20 protein-coding genes are annotated in these 18,191 nt (G+C 68.0%); 11 read left to right on the top strand and 9 right to left on the bottom strand.

What is annotated here, in order from left to right:
* Positions 1 to 51 precede the first annotated feature (51 nt).
* Both ACM0O9_RS00415 and ACM0O9_RS00410 read right to left on the bottom strand, forming a co-directional pair.
* Complete coding sequence (locus tag ACM0O9_RS00415; protein ID WP_053501043.1) at positions 52 to 627, bottom strand: TlpA family protein disulfide reductase; 576 nt, start codon at positions 625 to 627, stop codon at positions 52 to 54.
* Positions 624 to 1,898, bottom strand: a complete 1,275-nt coding sequence (locus ACM0O9_RS00410; protein ID WP_005415390.1) for a YihY family inner membrane protein — start codon at positions 1,896 to 1,898, stop codon at positions 624 to 626. The genes ACM0O9_RS00415 and ACM0O9_RS00410 overlap by 4 nt, the downstream gene beginning before the upstream one ends.
* A gap of 77 nt (positions 1,899 to 1,975) precedes the next feature.
* On the opposite strand from ACM0O9_RS00410, the gene wrbA reads away from it, so the two are divergent.
* The 3 genes from wrbA to ACM0O9_RS00395 all read left to right on the top strand — a co-directional run bounded on the left by wrbA (position 1,976) and on the right by ACM0O9_RS00395 (position 3,466).
* Positions 1,976 to 2,569, top strand: a complete 594-nt coding sequence (wrbA, locus tag ACM0O9_RS00405) for an NAD(P)H:quinone oxidoreductase (RefSeq protein ID WP_414604239.1) — start codon at positions 1,976 to 1,978, stop codon at positions 2,567 to 2,569.
* Positions 2,566 to 2,901: a DUF2069 domain-containing protein gene (locus ACM0O9_RS00400; protein WP_005415388.1), complete on the top strand. Its 336-nt coding sequence runs from the start codon at positions 2,566 to 2,568 to the stop codon at positions 2,899 to 2,901. The genes wrbA and ACM0O9_RS00400 overlap by 4 nt, the downstream gene beginning before the upstream one ends.
* 79 nt (positions 2,902 to 2,980) lie before the next feature.
* Positions 2,981 to 3,466: an asparaginase domain-containing protein gene (locus tag ACM0O9_RS00395; protein ID WP_053501049.1), complete on the top strand. Its 486-nt coding sequence runs from the start codon at positions 2,981 to 2,983 to the stop codon at positions 3,464 to 3,466.
* A 189-nt stretch (positions 3,467 to 3,655) separates the two neighbouring features.
* Here ACM0O9_RS00395 and ACM0O9_RS00390 read toward each other — a convergent pair whose 3' ends face one another.
* From ACM0O9_RS00390 to sufT, 3 genes are all read right to left on the bottom strand, one after another.
* A complete protein-coding gene (locus ACM0O9_RS00390) occupies positions 3,656 to 5,398 on the bottom strand; it encodes a S8 family peptidase (RefSeq protein WP_053501047.1) in 1,743 nt (580 codons plus the stop codon).
* Positions 5,399 to 5,849: 451 nt separating this feature from the next.
* A complete protein-coding gene (locus ACM0O9_RS00385) occupies positions 5,850 to 6,944 on the bottom strand; it encodes a branched-chain amino acid aminotransferase (protein WP_005412326.1) in 1,095 nt (364 codons plus the stop codon).
* A gap of 59 nt (positions 6,945 to 7,003) precedes the next feature.
* Positions 7,004 to 7,555 (bottom strand): putative Fe-S cluster assembly protein SufT, encoded by a 552-nt coding sequence (gene sufT / locus ACM0O9_RS00380; RefSeq protein ID WP_005415385.1) that lies wholly within the window; start codon positions 7,553 to 7,555, stop codon positions 7,004 to 7,006.
* Between the two features lie 122 nt (positions 7,556 to 7,677).
* Here sufT and ACM0O9_RS00375 point away from each other — a divergent pair, with 122 nt between their 5' ends.
* Complete coding sequence (locus ACM0O9_RS00375) at positions 7,678 to 8,097, top strand: membrane protein (RefSeq protein WP_032953950.1); 420 nt, start codon at positions 7,678 to 7,680, stop codon at positions 8,095 to 8,097.
* A gap of 92 nt (positions 8,098 to 8,189) precedes the next feature.
* Here ACM0O9_RS00375 and ACM0O9_RS00370 read toward each other — a convergent pair whose 3' ends face one another.
* Positions 8,190 to 9,650 carry an NAD(P)(+) transhydrogenase (Re/Si-specific) subunit beta gene (locus tag ACM0O9_RS00370; RefSeq protein ID WP_069139544.1) on the bottom strand — a complete coding sequence of 487 codons (1,461 nt, stop codon included), beginning with the start codon at positions 9,648 to 9,650 and terminating at the stop codon, positions 8,190 to 8,192.
* Positions 9,647 to 9,967, bottom strand: coding sequence for an NAD(P) transhydrogenase subunit alpha part 2 (locus ACM0O9_RS00365; protein WP_005415382.1), 321 nt, complete (start codon positions 9,965 to 9,967; stop codon positions 9,647 to 9,649). The genes ACM0O9_RS00370 and ACM0O9_RS00365 overlap by 4 nt, the downstream gene beginning before the upstream one ends.
* Positions 9,968 to 10,065: 98 nt before the next feature.
* On the opposite strand from ACM0O9_RS00365, the gene ACM0O9_RS00360 reads away from it, so the two are divergent.
* Genes ACM0O9_RS00360 through ACM0O9_RS00350 form a run of 3 tightly spaced genes read left to right on the top strand, consistent with a single transcriptional unit; the run spans position 10,066 to position 11,438 of the window.
* Positions 10,066 to 10,650 (top strand): RNA polymerase sigma factor, encoded by a 585-nt coding sequence (locus tag ACM0O9_RS00360; RefSeq protein ID WP_081275820.1) that lies wholly within the window; start codon positions 10,066 to 10,068, stop codon positions 10,648 to 10,650.
* Positions 10,647 to 10,973, top strand: coding sequence for a hypothetical protein (locus ACM0O9_RS00355; RefSeq protein WP_005415380.1), 327 nt, complete (start codon positions 10,647 to 10,649; stop codon positions 10,971 to 10,973). Before ACM0O9_RS00360 ends, ACM0O9_RS00355 begins: the two co-directional genes overlap by 4 nt.
* Before the next feature lie 3 nt (positions 10,974 to 10,976).
* Positions 10,977 to 11,438, top strand: a complete 462-nt coding sequence (locus ACM0O9_RS00350; protein ID WP_053500492.1) for a DUF3106 domain-containing protein — start codon at positions 10,977 to 10,979, stop codon at positions 11,436 to 11,438.
* 62 nt (positions 11,439 to 11,500) lie between these two features.
* On the opposite strand, the gene ACM0O9_RS00345 is transcribed toward ACM0O9_RS00350, so the two are convergent.
* Together ACM0O9_RS00345 and pacR are read right to left on the bottom strand one after the other, a co-directional pair.
* Complete coding sequence (locus ACM0O9_RS00345) at positions 11,501 to 12,580, bottom strand: NAD(P) transhydrogenase subunit alpha (RefSeq protein WP_005415378.1); 1,080 nt, start codon at positions 12,578 to 12,580, stop codon at positions 11,501 to 11,503.
* Between the two features lie 51 nt (positions 12,581 to 12,631).
* Entirely contained in the window at positions 12,632 to 14,953 is a 2,322-nt protein-coding gene (pacR, locus tag ACM0O9_RS00340) for a PacR family protein (RefSeq protein WP_032953949.1), read from the bottom strand.
* 331 nt (positions 14,954 to 15,284) lie between these two features.
* Here pacR and ACM0O9_RS00335 point away from each other — a divergent pair, with 331 nt between their 5' ends.
* Genes ACM0O9_RS00335 through ACM0O9_RS00320 form a run of 4 tightly spaced genes read left to right on the top strand, consistent with a single transcriptional unit; the run spans position 15,285 to position 18,139 of the window.
* Positions 15,285 to 15,866, top strand: coding sequence for a nitroreductase family protein (locus tag ACM0O9_RS00335; RefSeq protein ID WP_005415376.1), 582 nt, complete (start codon positions 15,285 to 15,287; stop codon positions 15,864 to 15,866).
* On the top strand, positions 15,863 to 16,798 hold the full coding sequence (locus tag ACM0O9_RS00330; protein ID WP_005415375.1) for a 5'-3' exonuclease: 936 nt from the start codon (positions 15,863 to 15,865) through the stop codon (positions 16,796 to 16,798). The genes ACM0O9_RS00335 and ACM0O9_RS00330 overlap by 4 nt, the downstream gene beginning before the upstream one ends.
* Positions 16,795 to 17,349, top strand: coding sequence for an NUDIX hydrolase (locus ACM0O9_RS00325; RefSeq protein ID WP_065179592.1), 555 nt, complete (start codon positions 16,795 to 16,797; stop codon positions 17,347 to 17,349). Before ACM0O9_RS00330 ends, ACM0O9_RS00325 begins: the two co-directional genes overlap by 4 nt.
* Entirely contained in the window at positions 17,342 to 18,139 is a 798-nt protein-coding gene (locus tag ACM0O9_RS00320; RefSeq protein WP_171956435.1) for an N-formylglutamate amidohydrolase, read from the top strand. Before ACM0O9_RS00325 ends, ACM0O9_RS00320 begins: the two co-directional genes overlap by 8 nt.
* Positions 18,140 to 18,191 lie beyond the last annotated feature (52 nt).

The raw sequence follows: 18,191 nt of genomic DNA, 5'->3' as shown, positions 1-18,191 counted from the left end.
GGGGCCGCCACTACCGCGGGTGCAGGGCCGCAGGCCCTGCCGACAAACCCACTACTTGGCAGCCGCGATCTGCTTTTCGATGTCGGCGGCGGTCACCGGGCCAAGGAACGTGTGCGCCAGCTTGCCCTGCGGGTCCAGCAGATGCGTCAGCGGCAGGCCACGCGGCGTGGCGAAGTCGGCCGGCGGATCGAACGGGTCCACGATCACGATCGGATAGGTCACCGGATGCTTGGCCAGGAACGACTGCATCTCCGGCACTTCGATGTCCTCGTAAGCCAAGCCGACCACTTCGATGTTGCTACGCATCGCATGCAGGGCCGACAGCTCGGGCATTTCCTTGCGGCACGGCGCGCACCAAGTGGCCCAGAAGTTCACCACCACCCACTTGCCGCGATGCGCGGCCAGGTCGTAGTCGCTGCCATCCACCGCCTTCATCTTCAGCGTCGGGAACTCGGCGGTGGTGCGCTCGGCCGGGGTTTCCTCGACCGGTGCCGGCGTGCTCGGCGTCGGTGCCTGCGCCGGTGGCTGGCTGCTGGCCGGTGCCGGCTCCTGGGCCGGTTTGCAGGCCGCCAGGGCCAGCAGCAGGGTCAACGGGAGCAGCAGCGGCAACGACGTCTTGCGGGTCATGGGGTGTCTCCAGAGTCGGTATAGATATCACTGACCTTGCGCTTCAGGCGTTCGCGCAGGGGCAGTCGCAGGTCATCCAGCGCCGCCAAGGCGGCACGGCCCAGGCTGTCGTCGCGGTACGGGAGGTGCTGCTCGGCTACCGGGATGCGCAGCTGGGTGCATTCGTAAAGATCGGCCAGGCTGACCTGGTCCAGGTCGCGCGACAGCAGCCACTCGCCGCGCTCATCGCGGCGCAGCAGGTCGATCTCCTGCAGGTTGCAGATCAGGTCCTGCAGCAGTGAATCGGTCAGCATCGGCTCCAGCCGCAGTATCTCGTCATCGGCCAGGCCTTTGCCCTTGGCCCGTGCATGCTGGAAGCGGCCAAGCAGGCGCAGCAGCCCATAGAACTCGTACCCCTGCGGCAGGCGCAGTTCGACCGGCTGGTAGCGGAAGGCGGCCATCGAGGAGGCCAGCGACGCGCCCAGCAGCACCGCCACCCAGCACAGGTAGATCCACAGCAGCAGGATCGGCACGAAGGCGACCGTGCCATACAGCTTCTGATAGGACTGGAAGCTGCCCAGATACGCGCCGATGCCCCACTTCACCAGTTCAAGGATGACCGCCGCCAGGATCGCGCCGGGCACGGCATGCCGCCATTTCACCGTGTGGTGCGGTACCACGCGGAACATCAGCGTGATGCAGACGAACTCGATCAGGATCGGTGCCAGCCGCAGCGCCAGTTCGGCCAGCCAACGGCCCTCCTGGGTACCGAACAACGGCATCGCGAACACCCTCGCCGATACTGCCAGCGATGCGGCGGCAAGCATCGCGCCCAGGGTCAGCACGGTCCAGTAGACCAGGAAGCGGGTCAGCTTGGGCCGGCTCGAGCCGACCCGCCAGATCTGGTTGAAGGTCTCTTCCACGCTGTTGAGCGTGATCAGCAGTGAGGCGACCAGTGCGATGAAGCCGGCGGCCGTCAGCTGGCCGGCACTCGCCGAAAACTGCCGCAGGTAACCCTCGGCCGCGCGCGCCGCGGAGGGCACGAAGTTGGAGAAGACGTAGTCGCTGAGCTGGTCGCTCCAGCGGTCGAAAACGGGGAAGGCCGAGAGCACGCCGAACACCACGATGGCCAGCGGCACCAGCGCGAACACCGTGGTGTACGCCAGCGCCGCCGCTGCCTGGAACAGGCGGTCGTCGAGGAAGCGATGCCACAGGAAGCGGCCGAAACTGATGGCCCGTGCGCGATCCCGCGCGCGCTCCATCCACAGGTTGAGCGTATCCAAAGGTTCCATCGGTGGAAGGGTACCCGATGCGGAATGCTCGCAGGATAGCCATACTGGTGGCCACACGACGAGGAGAAGCGGGCACGATGGGCGAGATTCTGGTGCTGTATTACAGCCGGGGCGGTTCGGTGGCACGGCTGGCGCGCCAGATCGCGCGGGGCATCGGCGAAGTGCCGGGCATGACCGCGCGCCTGCGCACGGTGCCGCCGGTGGCCGCAGTGACCCAGACCGCGCAGCCGCCGGTACCCGACGATGGCGCCCCCTATGTAAGCGTGCAGGACCTGGTCGAATGCCAGGGCCTGCTGCTCGGCAGCCCGACCCGCTTCGGCAACATGGCCGCGCCGGTGAAGCATTTCCTGGATGGGCTGGGCGCCGAATGGGTCAATGGCACCCTGTCCGGCAAGCCGGCCGGCGTGTTCACGTCCACCGCATCCATGCATGGCGGCCAGGAATCGACCCTGCTGTCGATGCAGGTGCCGCTGCTGCACCATGGCTGCGTGATCGTCGGCATCCCGTTCACCGAACCGGCGCTGAGCCATACCACCAGTGGCGGCACACCCTATGGCGCCAGCCACGTCGCCGGTGCCGCCGACGACCCGCAGCCGACCGACGACGAAGCCGTGCTGGCGCGCGCGCTGGGGTGCCGGGTGGCCGGCATCGCGCAGCGGTTGGCCCGATGAGCGCCGCGCCGCGCACGGTCCTGCTGCTGGCCCTGATGGGGCTGGCCGCGCTGTTCGCGGGCTGGTTCATCAATGACAAGCACTGGCTGGCGACCCAGCTGGTGTTCACCGCGCCGCCGCTGGCGCTGGCCATCGCCGTGCGCCTGGGCTGGCGCAAGGCCGGATTCTGGGCCTCGGTACTGGCGCTGGGCTGGTTCAGCCACGGCGTGATGAGCGCCTGGAGCCACCCGGAAACGCGCTGGCTGGCGCTGATCGAGATCGCGCTGGCCCTCCTGGTGATCTTCAGCGCCAGCCTGCCCGGCCTGCGCGCCCGCTTCGGCAAGCAACGCTGACGCTGCGCCCGCTGGGTCGTATCATCTGCATTCCTGGCCCCGCGCCGCAGTACCTGTCCTGGTTTCGCGCATGCACATGATGGAAGAGCTCCTGGTCGTCACCACCGGTGGCACGATCGACAAGATCTACTTCGACGACAAGTCGGACTACCAGATCGGCGATCCGCAGATCGGCATGATCCTGCGCGAGCTGGGCGTGACGTTCCGCTTCAACGTGATTCCGATCCTGCGCAAGGATTCGCTGCACATCAACGATGAGGACCGCGAACTGATCCGCGCCACCATCGCCGCGCAGCCGACCCGGCACGTCCTGGTGACCCACGGCACCGACTCGATGGTGCACACCGGCAAGGTGCTGGCGACAATCCCCGACAAGACCATCGTGATGACCGGCGCACTGAGCCCGGCACGCTTCCGCGGCTCGGATGCCGAGTTCAACATCGGCTGTGCGATCGGTGCGGTGCAGTCGCTGCCGAGCGGCGTGTACATCGCGATGAACGGGCGGATCTTCGACCCGCAGCACGTGCGCAAGAACGTGGCTGCGAACCGCTTCGAGTCGGTCTGAGGAACCGCGTGCCGACCAAGGTCGGCACCTGCCAGAGCACTGTCCTTGTAGTGCCGGGCCATGCTCGGCAACCGCGTGCCAGCGTGGCACAACGGTCGGCAGCCGGAGCAGCCGAGCATGGACTCGGCTCTGCAGAAGCGAAAACGCCCCGGCCGAAGCCAGGGCGTGCCCTTGGAGAGGGACTTGGGCTCAGTACTGGGCGTTGAGGGTCACGCCCGAGAAGGTGCTGTAGGCCTTCACCCGCACATACCATGTGCCGGCGGCAGGGCTGTTGATGGTGCAGGTCTCGCTGTTGCCACTCAGGTACGGACGGCAGGTGTAGCTGGTATCGGTCGGGGCACTGCCCTGGCGCACGTACAGGTCGGCATCGCCGCTGCCGCCACTGATCGTCACGCGCAGCTGGCTGCTACCGGCCGGAACGGCGACGGTGTAGTTCAGCTCGGCACCGGTTGCGGCGCCCAGGCCGGTCACCGGCACGTTGTTCTGCAGCACGTTGCCACCCGGGTTCGGGTTGCCACCGCCGTTGATCGCCGCAGCCACGGCCGCGTTGGCGTCGACGATGCCGGCGCCGCAGCCACCCGAGCAGGCGCCCGGCAGCGGGCGTGCAGTGCTCTTGATGATGCTTTCGACCTGCGCCGGGCTCAGCGGGCTTGGCGCGACCGACTGCATCAGCGCAACCACGCCGGCCACGTGCGGCGCCGCCATCGAGGTGCCGTTGTACGACGCGTAGCTGGCGCTGCCAGGCGTGGTGGTGCCGGTGTTGAGGGTGGACAGGATGCTCTGGCCCGGTGCTGAGATGTCGATGCCGGTGCCGTAGTTGGAGAAGCTGGCACGCGCACCGGCCGAGGTTGTGGCCGCCACGGCAATCACGTTCGGGCAGTTGGCCGGCACCGACGAGGACACGTTGGTGTTGCTGTTGCCGGCGGCGACCACCACGGTGGTGCCACGGCTGACTGCGCCGTTGATGGCGTTCTGGTAGGTGGTGGAGCAGCTGCCGCCACCACCCAGCGACATGTTGATGACTTCGGCCGGATTGGCGTTGGCCGGCACGCCACTGACGGTGCCGCCAGAGGCCCACACGATCGCGTCGGCGATGTCGGAGGTGTAACCGCCGCACTTGCCCAGCACGCGCACCGGGACGACCTTGGCATTGAACGCAGTACCGGCCACGCCGGTGCTGTTGTTGGTCACCGCCGCCACAGTGCCGGCGACGTGGGTACCGTGCCAGCTGGAGTTGGAGGCCGGGATGCCCGAGCCGCACTCGTTGGCGCCGTACCAGTCGCCCTCGTCATTCGGGTTGTTGTCGCGGCCACCGCCATCGCGCGCCATCGCGGCATCGCTGATGAAGTCATAGCCAGGCAGGATGTTGGCGTTGAGATCGGGATGGTTGGTGATGCCGGTATCGATCACGGCCACCACCACGCCGGTGCCGGTAGCCTTGTCCCAGGCCGGCTGCACGTTGATCGACGCGTTGGAGGTACCGAAGCCCCACTGCTCGCTGAAGCGGGTGTCATTCGGGGTCAGCGTCGCACGCATGATCTGGTCGACTTCGACGTATTCCACGTTCGGGTCGGCGGCGAGCTTGCGCATCAGCAGCTCGGATTCGGCCTGGTCAAGCGGCCGATCGGTCCTGACCAGGGTCGGGCCAACGGCCAGCTTGCGGACCTCCTGCAGGCCCAGCGCGCGGCCCTGGCTGCTGGCCAGGCCGGCGGCGGCACTCTTCAGCGAAGAGGCCAGTGCGGTGGTGTTGGCCACCGGCGCACTACCGTCGCGGTACTTCACGATGAAGCGCTGGTGCGTCGGCGCGGACTGCAGGCCGCTGAGCTGGACGTCACCGGCCAGCGCAGGCGTGGCCAGCAGCAGCGATGACAGAACGGACGCACCAAGGACCACCCACACTCGACGCACACGCGGTTGCGTTACCTGGGACATCGTATTTCCCTTTCTTGTGGTGTGAATGCCGGAATCGGCAGAAGCACCGGCCCGAACCCTGGGCTGGCTTGCGTTGGCGAGGTTCGAAGTCCGGCGAGTCAGCGGATCCCCCTAACGATCCGCCGTGCAGATGACGCTAATGGCCGAAACCGAACACCACAAGATTTTCAGCGTCTTTTCAGCAAGATGAAATGTTCGTTCTGAGACTTTTCGGGTCGAGGGTTTGTGAAGGTGAAGGCACTTTCTCGTGTCCTGCACAGACCTGACTGGGTCGTCACGTGTCCTGGAATGACTTTGCCGACATCGGCGTCCACCGATCCGGGGTCAGATCCCTTTTCACGCGGAAAGGGATCTGACCCCTTGGCCCGAAACGCAGAAAGCCCGTCGCGGGGACGGGCTTTCCAGAAGCGCAGCCGGGCGCGGGCCCGGCTCTACGATTCGATGTGGGCGATCAGCCCAGCTTGACCAGCCAGTTGTGGCGGTCCGGCAGTCGGCCGTACTGGATATCGGTCAGTTCCTTGCGCAGCGACATGGTGACTTCGCCGGCCGGCGCGTTGATGTCGCCCACCGAGAAGCCCTCGCCCTTCAGCTGGCCGATCGGGGTGACCACCGCGGCGGTGCCACAGGCAAACACTTCGCTGATCGCACCGGAGGCGACGCCGTCCTTCCACTCGTCGATGCTGACCTTGCGCTCTTCGACCTTCATGCCACGGTCGCGGGCCAGCTGCAGGATGCTCTCGCGGGTGATGCCCTCGAGGATGCTGCCCGACAGTTCCGGGGTGACCAGCGTGCCGTCCTTGTAGACCAGGAACACGTTCATGCCGCCCAGTTCTTCCAGGTACTTGCCTTCGACCGGGTCGAGGAACAGTACCTGCGAGCAGCCCTGCGCCTGCGCCTTCTGCTGCGGGAGCAGCGAGGCGGCGTAGTTGCCACCGCACTTGGCGGCACCGGTGCCGCCCTTGGCCGCACGCGCGTACTCGGTGGACAGCCAGATCGACACCGGGGCAACACCCTTGGCGAAGTACGGGCCGGCCGGGCTGGCGATGACGTAGTAGCCGGCCTTGTGCGCGCCGCGCACGCCGAGGAAGGCCTCGTCGCCGATCATGAACGGGCGGAAATACAGGCTCGACTCATCGGCCGAAGGCACCCAGTCACTGTCGACGGCGATCAGCTGCTTCAGCGATTCGACGAAGATCTCCACCGGCAGTTCCGGCAACGCCAGGCGCTGCGCCGAACGCTGCAGGCGACGGCCGTTGGCATCCGGGCGGAAGGTCCAGATTGAACCGTCGGCGTGGCGGTAGGCCTTGATGCCTTCGAAGATTTCCTGGCCGTAATGCAGCACAGCGGCGGCCGGGTCCAGCTGCAGCGGGCCGTAGGCGCGCACGTTGGCATTGTGCCAGCCGGCATCCTTGTCCCAGCGCACTTCCACCATGTGATCGGTGAAGTGCAGGCCGAAGCCCGGCTTCTCCAGGATCTTGGCGCGCTCTTCAGCGCTGCGCGGGTGGTCCGAACGGGTGACGGCGAAGCTGGGGATGGACTGGGACACCGGAGGATTCCTGTTCTGGTTGCGGGTAGTGCCGGGCCCGCGTCACTGCGGGCCCTGGGTCAAAGCATGCCGGTCTCTAGCCGGGCCGCCTCGGACATCATGTGCTGGTTCCACGGCGGGTCGAACACCAGGTCGACGTCGGCCTCGGCCACCGTCGGGATCATTTCAAGCTTGCTGCGCACGTCGTCGACCAGGATCTCGCCCATGCCGCAGCCCGGGGCGGTCAGCGTCATCTTCACGTCGATCTCGCGCTTGCCCTCATCCAGGTGCTTGATCTCGACTTCATAGACCAGGCCCAGTTCCACGATGTTGACCGGAATTTCCGGATCGAAGCAGGTGCGCAGCTGCTGCCACACCAGCTGCTCCACCTGTTCATCGGTGGCGTCGGCCGGCAGCTCGAGCGGCGCCGGTGCCTCCTTGCCGATGGCATCGCCGTCCTTGCCGGCGATGCGGAACAGGTTGCCCTCGACGAACACCGAATAACTGCCGCCCAGCGCCTGGGTGATGTACCCATAGCTGCCGGCAGGCAGGGTCACGGTATCGCCCTGCGGGACCATCACGGCCTCGCAATCGCGTTCGAAGTGGACAGGTTCGCTGCTACGGGAATACATGGGGACCGATATGGGGCCGTGGCCGAGGCCACGCAAGACGGCATTCTAGCCCAGCCGCCCCCGCACCGCCGGTGCACTGCGGCAAACCACAGTATCCTGTGGGTGATCTTCTGGGAGCTTCGATGTCCTCCAATGCCGCGCGTGCCAGGACCGTGACCTGGCTCTGGCCCCTCATGCTGCTGCTGGGCCTGTTTGTCGCTCCCCTCGCCTGGATGGTCCTGGCGCTGATGACCGGCCGGCAGGTCGGCTGGATGGCGGTGCTGGCCGCCCTGGAACTGGTGTTCATGCTGCGCCTGGGCACGCTGGGCCCAGGCCGGCTGCGCGTCGCCCTGGTCGTGCTCGGCACCCTGCTGGTGGCCGCCGTGGCCAACTGGGCCATCGCCAGCGCCTGGATGGGCGGCTCGATCGGCCTGGACCTGTGGGATGCCACCACGCGGATGGGCCCGCACCTGGCCTGGACCCTGATCAGCCTGGCCAACGGCGCGGTGGAATGGCTGTGGCTGGCCGTGGCCGTGGCCGTAGGTGCCTGGCTGGCGCGCTGAGCGCGTAGAGATCCGTGGATTCGGTAGTGCCGGCCGCTGGCCGGCAAAGGGGTCAGAGCCCTTTCCTGCGGAAAGGGATCCGCCCCCCGTCCTCAATGCCCGCCGTCGAGCGCCTTCAGTTCGCTCACCAGCGAGGCCGCCGCTTCGGCGCCGTCGCCATAGAGCATGCGGGTGTTGTCGGCGTAGAACAGCGCATTCTCGATGCCCGCAAAACCGGTGCCCTTGCCACGCTTGATCACCACCACGTTGCGCGCGTTGACCACGTCCAGCACCGGCATGCCGTAGATCGGGCTGGCCGGGTCGGTCCGCGCCACCGGATTGACCACGTCGTTGGCACCGATCACCAGCACCACATCGGTATTGGCGAATTCGGGGTTGATGTCGTCCATGTCGGCGATCAGGTCGTAGGGCACGCCGGCCTCGGCCAGCAGCACGTTCATGTGTCCGGGCATGCGCCCGGCCACCGGGTGGATCGCGAACTTCACTTTCACGCCGCGCTGGCCCAGCCGCTGCGCCAGTTCCCAGATCTTGTGCTGGGCCTGTGCCACCGCCATGCCGTAGCCGGGCACGATCACCACGCGCTCGGCAAAGGCCATCATCGCCGCGACGTCCGACGCTTCGATGGGCTTCTGCGCGCCGGTGATCGCCTGTGCCTCGCCTCCGGCACCGCCGCCGAAGTTGGAGAACAGCACGTTACGGATCGGCCGGTTCATCGCCTTGGCCATCAACCGGGTCAGCAGGATGCCGGCCGCGCCGACCATCATGCCGGCGATGATCAGCGCCTCATTGCCCAGCACATAACCTTCGAAGGACACCGCCAGGCCGGTGAATGCGTTGTACAGCGAGATCACCACCGGCATGTCGGCGCCACCGATCGGCAGCGTCATCAGCACGCCCAGTGCCAGCGCCAGCACGAAGAAGGCGACGATCGCCCAGGTGCTGAGCGTGCTGGCCGCGATGATCGCCAGTACCACCACCGCCAGCGCCACCAGCAGGTTCATCACCTGCTGGCCCGGCCAGGTCACCCGCTTGTCCAGGCGTCCATCCAGCTTGGCCCAGGCGATCACCGAACCGGACAGCGAGACCGCACCGATCGCCGCGCCGACCACCGCCAGCAGCAGCACCGTGCCCGACGGCTGGCGCGCGGCCAGGTCGGCCAGCGCCTGCTCGCTCCAATGGCGGGTATCGCGGTGGGCCAGGAAGGCATAGCGCAGCAGTTCCACCGCACCGATCGCCGCCGCCGAGCCACCGCCCATGCCGTTGTACAGCGCCACCATCTGCGGCATGTCGGTGATGGCCACCTTGCCGGCCGACCACCAGGCCAGACCCGCGCCCAGCAGCAGTGCCACCAGGATCAGCGGCACGTTGTGCAGTTCAGGCAGGAAGAAGGTCGCCACCGTGGCCAGCAGCATGCCCAGCCCGGCCCAGCGGATGCCGCTGCGCGCGGTCAGCGGCGAAGCCATGCGCTGCAGGCCCAGCAGGAACAGCGTGGCGGCGACGAGGTAGCTGGCCTTGACCAGCCAGTCGAGCAGTTCGACGGTGCTGATGTTCAAGCCTGTGGCTCCTTCGGTTCGTCCCTGCCGCCCTTGGGCGCGCTCGGCTTGAACATCTCCAGCATGCGCGCGGTGACCACGTAGCCACCGGCGGCATTGCCGGCGCCGAGCACCACGGCAAGGAAGCCCAGCGCCTTTTCCAGCGGCGTCTGCGCGTGCCCCAGCACCACCATCGCGCCGATCAGCACGATGCCGTGGATGAAGTTGGAACCCGACATCAGCGGGGTATGCAGGATCACCGGCACCCGCGAAATGATCACGTGGCCGGCGATGGCCGCCAGCATGAAGATGTACAGCGCTACGAACCCGTCACTCACTGGCAACGCTCCCGCTCTGTCTTCGTCGGCCCATCATAACCACGGGCTGAACCCGGCGCGCACCCGGCGTCAACCGCGGTGACGCTCACGCGTTGTCGATGGTGACCCCGAGCGAGGAACCGTACCCTGTGCTGGTGAGCAGCCCCGTCCCCCCGAGCGCCGACACCGATGCCCTGCCAGCATCGCTGGAGGCGTTCCTGGCCAGCGTCGGCCCGCGCGCGTTCCGTTTCGCCGAGGCCGGCCTGCGCCAGCGCGAAGACGCCATGGACGCGGTTCAGGACGCGCTGATGCGCATGCTGGACTACGCCGACAAGCCGGCGGCCGAATGGGCGCCCCTGTTCTGGAGCATCCTGCGCCGCCGCGTGATCGACCTGCAGCGCCGGCGCCGTTTCCGCCTGCCGTTCTGGCGCGACAACCAGGACGCCGACGGAGGCGGGATCGACTGGGCCGACACCGGCCCGGACCCGGCGCAGGCGCACGAACAGCGCCAGCAGTACCAGCAACTGGTGCAGGCCCTGCGTACCCTGCCCGCACGCCAGCGCGAGGCCTTCACCCTGCGGGTGCTGCAGGACCTGGACGGAGCCACCACTGCCCGCGCCATGGGCTGCAGCGAAGGCGCGGTAAAAACCCATCTGGCACGCGCCCGCCAGGCGCTGCAGGACTACCTGGAGACCCACCCGTGAACCGCTCCCTGCCCTCCGATGACATGCTGCGCAACCTGCACGCGCAGTCGCTGCAGGCGCTGTCGCCGGCCACGCTGGCACAGTTGCGCCAGGCCCGCCACGGCGCCAGCGCAGCCCGTCACGGGCGCTGGCGCTGGTGGCTGGCCAGCGCCTGTTCTCTGGTGGTGGCGCTGGGGATCGGCCTGCAGTTCAGCGGCCACAGCCCCCTGTCGCCCGCCGTGCCGGCACCGGTGCTGGCCTCGATGGAAGACAACAGCGTGCTGTACGACGAAAATCCCGATCTGTACCTGTGGCTGGGCGATACCGACCTGGCGATGGAGTGAACCATGTCCCGACTGCATACCCTGCCGCTGCTGTTGACCCTGTTGCTGCTGCCGGCCTTCCCGGTATTGGCGCAGAACGCCGCGCCCGCGCCTGCCGCACGCCCCGCGCCAGCCCCACCGCTGCCGGCCTGGGAACAGTTGAGTGAAGCGCAGCGGGAATCCTTGCTGGCGCCGCTGCGCGACCGCTGGAACAGCGCCGATGCCGGCCAGCGCCAGCGGATGCTCTCGCATGGCCAGCGCTGGCAATCGATGAGCCCGGAGGAACGCGACAAGGCCCGCCGCGGCCTGCGCCGCTTCGAGCACATGAGCCCGGAACAGCGTGAGCAGGCCCGGGCCCTGTTCGGTCAGATGCGGGATCTGCCGCCCGCGCAGCGCGACGCACTGCGCGAGCGCTGGTCGCAGATGACGCCGGAGCAACGCAAGGACTGGGTGCGGGAGAACCCGCCGCCGGCGAAGCCACGGTAAGCCTTCGGGATACCAGGGTCAGATCCCTTTGCCAGAGGCAAAGGGATCTGACCCCGTATCACTCACGCCTGCCAGCGCGTCTTCGCCAGCAGTTCGTCGTCCCAATCGAAACCGAGCTGCCCGTCGCGCACGAACAGCGCAACGAAGTTGAGCAGGTTCCGTGCATACATCTCGCTGGCCTGGGTCGCGCCGCGGCTGGCCAGGCCCAGCGGACCGTCGATGGTCACGCCCTGGTGTTCGATGCACTGCCCCGGCAGGGTCAGTGCGCAGTTGCCGCCACTTTCCGCCGCCAGATCAACAATGACGCTGCCGGTGGCCATGCCTTCCACCATCGCGGCGGTCACGATGGTCGGTGCCGGGCGGCCCGGTACCGCAGCCGTGCAGATCACCACGTCCACACTGCGCAGGTGGTCGGCCAGCCGACGCTGCTGCTCGGCGCGCTCGTCATCGGTCAGCGCCCGCGCATAGCCTCCCTCGCCCGCCGCGCTGACCCCGAGGTCGAGGAAGCGTGCGCCCAGTGACTGGATCTGCTCGCGGGTTTCCGGGCGCACGTCGAAGCCTTCCACCTGTGCACCGAGGCGGCGCGCGGTGGCGATGGCCTGCAGGCCCGCCACGCCGGCACCGATCACCAGCACCTTGGCCGGCCGCACGGTGCCGGCAGCAGTGGTCAGCATCGGGAAGAAGCGCGGCGCGCGTTCGGCGGCGATCAGCGCCGCCTTGTAGCCGGCCATGCCGGCCTGCGAACTGAGTACATCCATCGCCTGCGCACGGGTGGTGCGCGGCAGCTGCTGCAGCGGGAACAGCTGCAGGCGACCATCGGCCGCCAGCGCGGCCAGCGCCGGATCGCTGGCCGGGGCCAGCAGGCCGACCACGCTGGCGCCGGGCTTGAGCTGTTCCAGCACCGCCGCAGGGGGGGCCTGCACGCACAGCAGGATATCGATCTCGGCCCAGCGGCCCGCGTCGAAGACGCGTGCACCGGCATCGTCATAGGCGGCGTCGGTGAAACCAGCCGCCAAACCCGCGCCCGCCTCATACCAGACGGCAATGCCCAAGGCCCCGAGCCTGCGCGCGGTCTCCGGCGTCAGCGCCACGCGCCGTTCGCCCGGCGCGGTCTCCTTGATCCCCAGCAACGCCACGGCCATGCAGGTCCCCGCTGATCGGTGAGTTTCCCGATCCTAGCAGGCGGCACCCGCTCAGTGCAGCGTGGCGCTGCCCGGGTCGAGGCGATCGATCACGCCCTGCATGGCGCTGTCGAAGGCGCCATCATCAACATGGGCACGCAGGCGGCCCAGCCGCATCATCACCGCCAGTTCTTCCGGCGAGGCCACGCAGAAGCGCACGCCGCGACGGTTGACAAACAGCAGGCGCGAGGAAATCGGGCTGACCCAGGACAGCTTGCCCGCCTGCACCTTGCCATCCTTGTCGACGAAGTCCAGCCAGTTGCCGATTTCCATGCGGCGGAAGCGGTCGGCATCGGCGTTGTCGAAATCGTCGGCGTCAATCTGCCCGCCAAGCTCAACCGCCGGCGATTCAGCCACTGGCGGCGCGGGCAAGGCAACCTGCGGCAGCTCCGGCAGCGCACGCTGCAGTTCCGGCCGCGATTCGGCGATGCCCTGCAGGGTGTCATGCAGGGCATCGATGGCGGCGGTTGCCGCATCGCCGTGCACGCCGACGCTGGCAAACACCTTGGCCAGCACCGGCTGCCAGGCCTGCAGCCACGGCTTGCCGACGATCTGGCGGCGGGCCTCGGCCACTTCCTCCAGCAAGCCGTCGCCAAGGCTCAATGCCTCGGCCACCGACGCGCCTTCTTCTCCCTCGCGCAGCAGCGCCAAGGTGAGATGATGCTGCCACGGCTGGCGCAGGAATTCGGCAATGGCCGGCGGCAGCGTGGCGTCACCGATGCGGCGGTCCAGTTCCGCACCGGCCCGGCTGCGGGCCATTTCCAGCTTTTCCTGGCCGCGCTGCGTTTCTGCGGCACGACGCTCGGCGATTTCCACGCGGCGGCGATGCTGCACCAGGAACTCGCGGAATTCCTCTTCCAGGGTCAGGAAGATCGCCAGGTTCTCGTTGAACTCGGCCACCAGGCGCTCGATGATCTCTTCGACCTTGGCCATCAGCATGCGCTCGGCCTGGCTCTCGCCGGTGTTGCCCTCGCAGGCCTCGGCCAGCGAGTTGAGCAGCTTGCGCGCCGGGTGGGTCTTCTGCACGAACATGCGGCGGTCGAGCATGGCGACCTTGACGAAAGGCACCACCAGGCGGCCGATCAGTTCGCGCGAGCGGCCTTCCAGTTCACGCTCGTCCAGCATCACGTCGAACAGCATGCCGACCAGGTCGATGGCATCCTCATCCTGCGGGTCCAGCCGGGTCTGGCCCGGATCGACGCCAAGCTGGGTGGCGCTGGACAGCACTTCGCTCTTCAGGCGCTGCGCCAGCGATTCGCCGTCCTCGCCGATGGCCGCGCGCAGGGTGGCGCTGGGCGTGGCCTGCAGCAGCGACAGCACCGACATCATTTCGCGCTGGCTGAGCGGGCGCTGCTGGCCAACCGCCACCTGTGCCGCAGACGTGGCGTCCTCACGCACATGGCGGGTCTGCTGCAGCAGTTCGTGCAGCGCTTCCAGCAGCATGCCCTGCTGGCCAGCGTAGGCCTCGCCGGTGGCGCCGTCATCGCCGCCCAGGTGCTGCTGCATATGCCCGCGGCGCTCGGACCAGCGGGCAGCAAAGCGCTGCGCCCAGGCCGGTGCGGCCTGCTCGTCATCGCTGAACCCCGGATCGACGCCCGCGCCGTGGCGATGCTCGACCAGGTCATCCAGCATCCCGGCCATGCGCGGATCCGGTGCCGGCGGTTGTGGGCGCTGCGGAGCCCCCATCTGCGACATCACGCCGGCTGCGGCCAGCTGCTCGTCCAGCTTCTCGTAGATGCGACCGACCGGTGCACGCAGGTCGCGCTCGCACAGCTTGATCAGCACCAGATGCACTTCCGGGGCCAGTTCACAGCCGGCAAAGGCTTCGTGGATGGCCACGCCCAGGTGTTCGGGGCTGATCGGATTGTGGTCCGCGTCCAGTTCCGCGCCGCCGATCAACCGGCCCAGGCGGCGATCCAGCCGCGCCAGCACCGGCTTGAAGTCACGCAGCAATACAGTGGCGAAATTGCGCACCGCCAACCGTGATTCCAGCACATGCTCGGCCAGCAGGCTGAGCCCATCCTCGGCCGGCCCGGACAGGGTCGCCTCGGCTGACAGCGGCTCACCAGCCTCCAATGCGGCCCAGGCCTGCTGCAGGTGGCCGGCGAAAGCGGCCGCGATGTCCTCACGGCGCCGGCGCAGTTCGCGCATCGCGTCCAGGAACAGCAACTGCGACGAGCCGGCATTGCCGGCGCGGTCGAACAGGGCATCGTCGAAACGCGCCAGTGCCGCCCCGAAGGCCTGGCACAACGCGGGCAGGACCATGTCCCGGGCACGCTGGAGCTGGGCCGGGTCACGGCCCGGCGATCCCATCGGTGTGGGCACGCTCATCATTCGGGAAGGCTCCCCACCTTCTCTGGTACGACAGACAGCATGGACATCGCGGCTTCCGGCACACCCCATGTACCGGAACGTCGATGGTAGGCCGGCCAGCCCGTCACGGACAGTGAAACAGTCCTCACTTCAAACCTCATGACCGGCGGCCCGGCAAGACAGATATCGTAAGCCGTGCAAGGCCCACGAGGCGAGGGGAAGCGGCTGTCCGTTTCCCGCCAGTGGCATGATGTTCATCACAGTTTGGTATTCAGGGGCCGGACGCGACACAGACGGCGTCATTGACCACCCCGACTATAATCAAACGCCCGTGATGACCGGTTCAGCCTCCATGCCCGATCCTGCCGCCCTGCTCGCCCTGGATGCCCGCCGCTCGGTGCCCTCGCGGCAACTGGGCGAGCCCGGGCCGGACCCGGCCACCCTGCAGCGGATGCTGGCCTCAGCGGTGCGCGTGCCCGACCACGGCAAGCGCGTGCCGTTCCGCTTCCTGAAAATCGCAGGCGATGCACGTCACACTCTGGGCGACTTCCTGGCTGAACGCAGCCGCCAGCGCGACCCACATGCGGGCGAGGCCGTGTTCGAGAAGGACCGCCAGCGTTTCAGCCACGCACCGCTGGTGATCGTGGTGGTGGCCAGCCCGCGGCCGGACCCGAAGGTGCCCGAACAGGAACAGCTGATGACCGCCGGCTGCGTCTGTTTCGCCCTGCTGCAGGCCGCGCAGGCGCTGGGTTTCGGCGCGCAGTGGCTGACCGCCTGGATGGCCTTCGATCCGGCTGTTCAGGCCCACCTGGGCCTGGTCGACGGCGAACGCATCGCCGGCTTCATCCACATCGGTACGCCCAAGGCCGACGTACCCGAGCGCGAGCGCCCCGACCCGGCGGCCCTGCTGCGCGACTGGACGCCCCCGGCATGACCCTGCCGGCTGCCCCGCCGTCGCTGTACCTGGTTGATGCCAGCATCTACGTGTTCCGTGCCTGGCATTCACTGCCAGACCAGTTCCAGGACGCACAGGGCTGGCCCACCAATGCGGTGCACGGCTTCGCCCGCTTCCTGCTGGACCTGCTCGAGCGCGAGCGCCCGCGGCACATCGCCATCGCCTTCGATGAAGCGCTTGACAGTGGTTTCCGCCACCGGCTGTATCCGGCCTACAAGGCCAACCGCGAGCCAGCACCGGAAGCGCTCAAGCGCCAGTTCGTGCACTGCAAGGCGCTATGCGCGGCGCTGGGCCTTGCCGTCCTGGCCCACCACGAATACGAGGCCGACGACCTGATCGGCAGCGCCCTGCACGTACACCGGAGCAGCCATCGCGGGGTGATCATCTCCGCCGACAAGGACCTGTCGCAGCTGCTGGTCGACCATGACGAGCAGTGGGACTACGCCCGCAACCAGCGCTGGAACGTGGCCGGGGTGAAGGCGCGGCACGGCGTGCACGCGCACCAGATCGCCGACTACCTGGCGCTGTGTGGCGATGCGGTGGACAACATTCCCGGTGTCAGTGGCGTCGGCAGCAAATCGGCCGCCGTGCTGCTGGCCCATTTCGGCAGCATGGATGCGCTGTTCGAACGACTGGACGAAGTGCCGTTCCTGCGCCTGCGTGGCGCTGCACAGATGGCAGTGCGGCTGCGCGAGCAGCGCGAGCACGCCCAGCTCTGGCGCCAGCTGACCACCATCGCGCTGGATGCGCCGTTGGAGGGCAGCCAGCCCGGACTGCTGCGCCAATCGGCCGATCCAGAGCTGCTCGGTGGCCTGTGCCAGACCCTGCGCTTCGGCCCGATGACCCGCCGCCGGCTGTTCGACGCCGCCGGCGTGGCCGATCCTCTTCCCTCCCACAGCGAGCCCGCATGAGCAAGCGCAATACCGAAGCCCCGCGCGTCGTCTACGAAGGCAAGTACCAGCGCATGCTGGTGCGCGGCACCTGGGAATACAGCGAACGTACCCATGCCGGTGGCCTGGCGGCGATCATCATCGCCGTCACCCCGGAGGACAAGGTGCTGTTCGTCGAGCAGTTCCGCGTGCCGCTGCAGGCACCCACCATCGAGATGCCGGCCGGCCTGGTCGGCGACATCCACGCCGGCGAATCGATCGAAGTCTCGGCCGTGCGCGAACTGGAAGAAGAAACAGGTTGGACCGCCGATCACGCCGAAGTGCTGATGATCGGCCCGACGTCTTCCGGCGCCAGCAGCGAGAAGATCGCCTTCGTGCGCGCCACCGGCCTGCGCCGCATCGGCGAAGGGGGCGGTGATGACAGCGAGGACATCACCGTGCACGAGATTCCACGCAGCGAGGCTGCGGCCTGGCTGGTGCAGAAGATGGGCGAAGGCTACGAGCTGGACGCCAAGCTCTGGGCCGGGCTGTGGATGATCGAGCACCACCTGGACGGACGCCCACGTGGCTGACGCGGACCTGCACAGGCTGCCTGCGTTGCTCGGCGCCGACGACCCGGCGATCTACACGATCCACCGGGCGCAGGGCGTCTCGCCCTACCTCCTGCTGGCCGACCACGCCGGCCAGCAGGTGCCGCGTGCGTTGACCGGGCTCGGCCTGCCCCAGGCCGAGCTGGACCGCCACATCGGCTGGGACATCGGCATCGCCGGCACCACCCGTGCACTGGCCGAACGGCTCGATGCCTGGGCGATCGAACAGACGTACTCGCGGCTGCTGATCGACTGCAACCGCCCACTGGCCTCACCGACGCTGATTCCGGAGGTGAGCGACCACACCGTGGTGCCGGGCAATGCCGGGCTGTCGGCGGCGCAGCGACAGCAGCGCATCGATGCGATCCACGCGCCGTACCATACACGCATCGAGACCGAGCTTGATGCGCGCCGTGATGCCGGCCAGCCCACCCTGCTGGTGATGATGCACAGCTTCACCCCCGTGATGAACGGCACGCAGCGGCCCTGGCACGCCGGCGTGCTGTACCACCAGGACATGCGTTTTGCCCATGCCCTGCTGCGGGCATTGCGCGACGAAGGCGACCTGGTGGTGGGGGACAACGAACCGTATTCGGTCAGCAGCACCAGCGACTACGCGGTGCCGGTGCATGGCGAAGGCCGTGGGCTGGTGCACGTGGAACTGGAGATCCGCCAGGACCTCATTGCCGATATGGCAGGGCAGCAGGCGTGGGCCGAGCGGTTGGCGCGGATCTTCAGCGCGCTGCAACCGGAGTTGCTGGCGCTGGGTTGAACGCGCGTGCATCCATGCCGAACCGGTAGTGCCGGCCGCTGGCCGGCACATC

This window comes from Stenotrophomonas sp. FR012 (genome assembly GCF_047520565.2).
Taxonomy (GTDB): Bacteria; Pseudomonadota; Gammaproteobacteria; order Xanthomonadales; family Xanthomonadaceae; genus Stenotrophomonas; species Stenotrophomonas sepilia.
This window is presented reverse-complemented; position numbering and strand designations above follow the sequence as displayed.

What these genes read in the sequence shown, in the direction of transcription:
- ACM0O9_RS00415 (WP_053501043.1), bottom strand. Translation starts at nt 627, where the DNA reads ATGACCCGCAAGACGTCGTTGCCGCTGCTGCTCCCGTTGACCCTGCTG.
- ACM0O9_RS00410 (WP_005415390.1), bottom strand. Translation starts at nt 1,898, where the DNA reads ATGGAACCTTTGGATACGCTCAACCTGTGGATGGAGCGCGCGCGGGAT.
- wrbA (WP_414604239.1), top strand. Translation starts at nt 1,976, where the DNA reads ATGGGCGAGATTCTGGTGCTGTATTACAGCCGGGGCGGTTCGGTGGCA.
- ACM0O9_RS00400 (WP_005415388.1), top strand. Translation starts at nt 2,566, where the DNA reads ATGAGCGCCGCGCCGCGCACGGTCCTGCTGCTGGCCCTGATGGGGCTG.
- ACM0O9_RS00395 (WP_053501049.1), top strand. Translation starts at nt 2,981, where the DNA reads ATGGAAGAGCTCCTGGTCGTCACCACCGGTGGCACGATCGACAAGATC.
- ACM0O9_RS00390 (WP_053501047.1), bottom strand. Translation starts at nt 5,398, where the DNA reads ATGTCCCAGGTAACGCAACCGCGTGTGCGTCGAGTGTGGGTGGTCCTT.
- sufT (WP_005415385.1), bottom strand. Translation starts at nt 7,555, where the DNA reads ATGTATTCCCGTAGCAGCGAACCTGTCCACTTCGAACGCGATTGCGAG.
- ACM0O9_RS00375 (WP_032953950.1), top strand. Translation starts at nt 7,678, where the DNA reads ATGTCCTCCAATGCCGCGCGTGCCAGGACCGTGACCTGGCTCTGGCCC.
- ACM0O9_RS00360 (WP_081275820.1), top strand. Translation starts at nt 10,066, where the DNA reads ATGGTGACCCCGAGCGAGGAACCGTACCCTGTGCTGGTGAGCAGCCCC.
- ACM0O9_RS00350 (WP_053500492.1), top strand. Translation starts at nt 10,977, where the DNA reads ATGTCCCGACTGCATACCCTGCCGCTGCTGTTGACCCTGTTGCTGCTG.
- ACM0O9_RS00345 (WP_005415378.1), bottom strand. Translation starts at nt 12,580, where the DNA reads ATGGCCGTGGCGTTGCTGGGGATCAAGGAGACCGCGCCGGGCGAACGG.
- pacR (WP_032953949.1), bottom strand. Translation starts at nt 14,953, where the DNA reads ATGATGAGCGTGCCCACACCGATGGGATCGCCGGGCCGTGACCCGGCC.
- ACM0O9_RS00335 (WP_005415376.1), top strand. Translation starts at nt 15,285, where the DNA reads ATGCCCGATCCTGCCGCCCTGCTCGCCCTGGATGCCCGCCGCTCGGTG.
- ACM0O9_RS00330 (WP_005415375.1), top strand. Translation starts at nt 15,863, where the DNA reads ATGACCCTGCCGGCTGCCCCGCCGTCGCTGTACCTGGTTGATGCCAGC.
- ACM0O9_RS00325 (WP_065179592.1), top strand. Translation starts at nt 16,795, where the DNA reads ATGAGCAAGCGCAATACCGAAGCCCCGCGCGTCGTCTACGAAGGCAAG.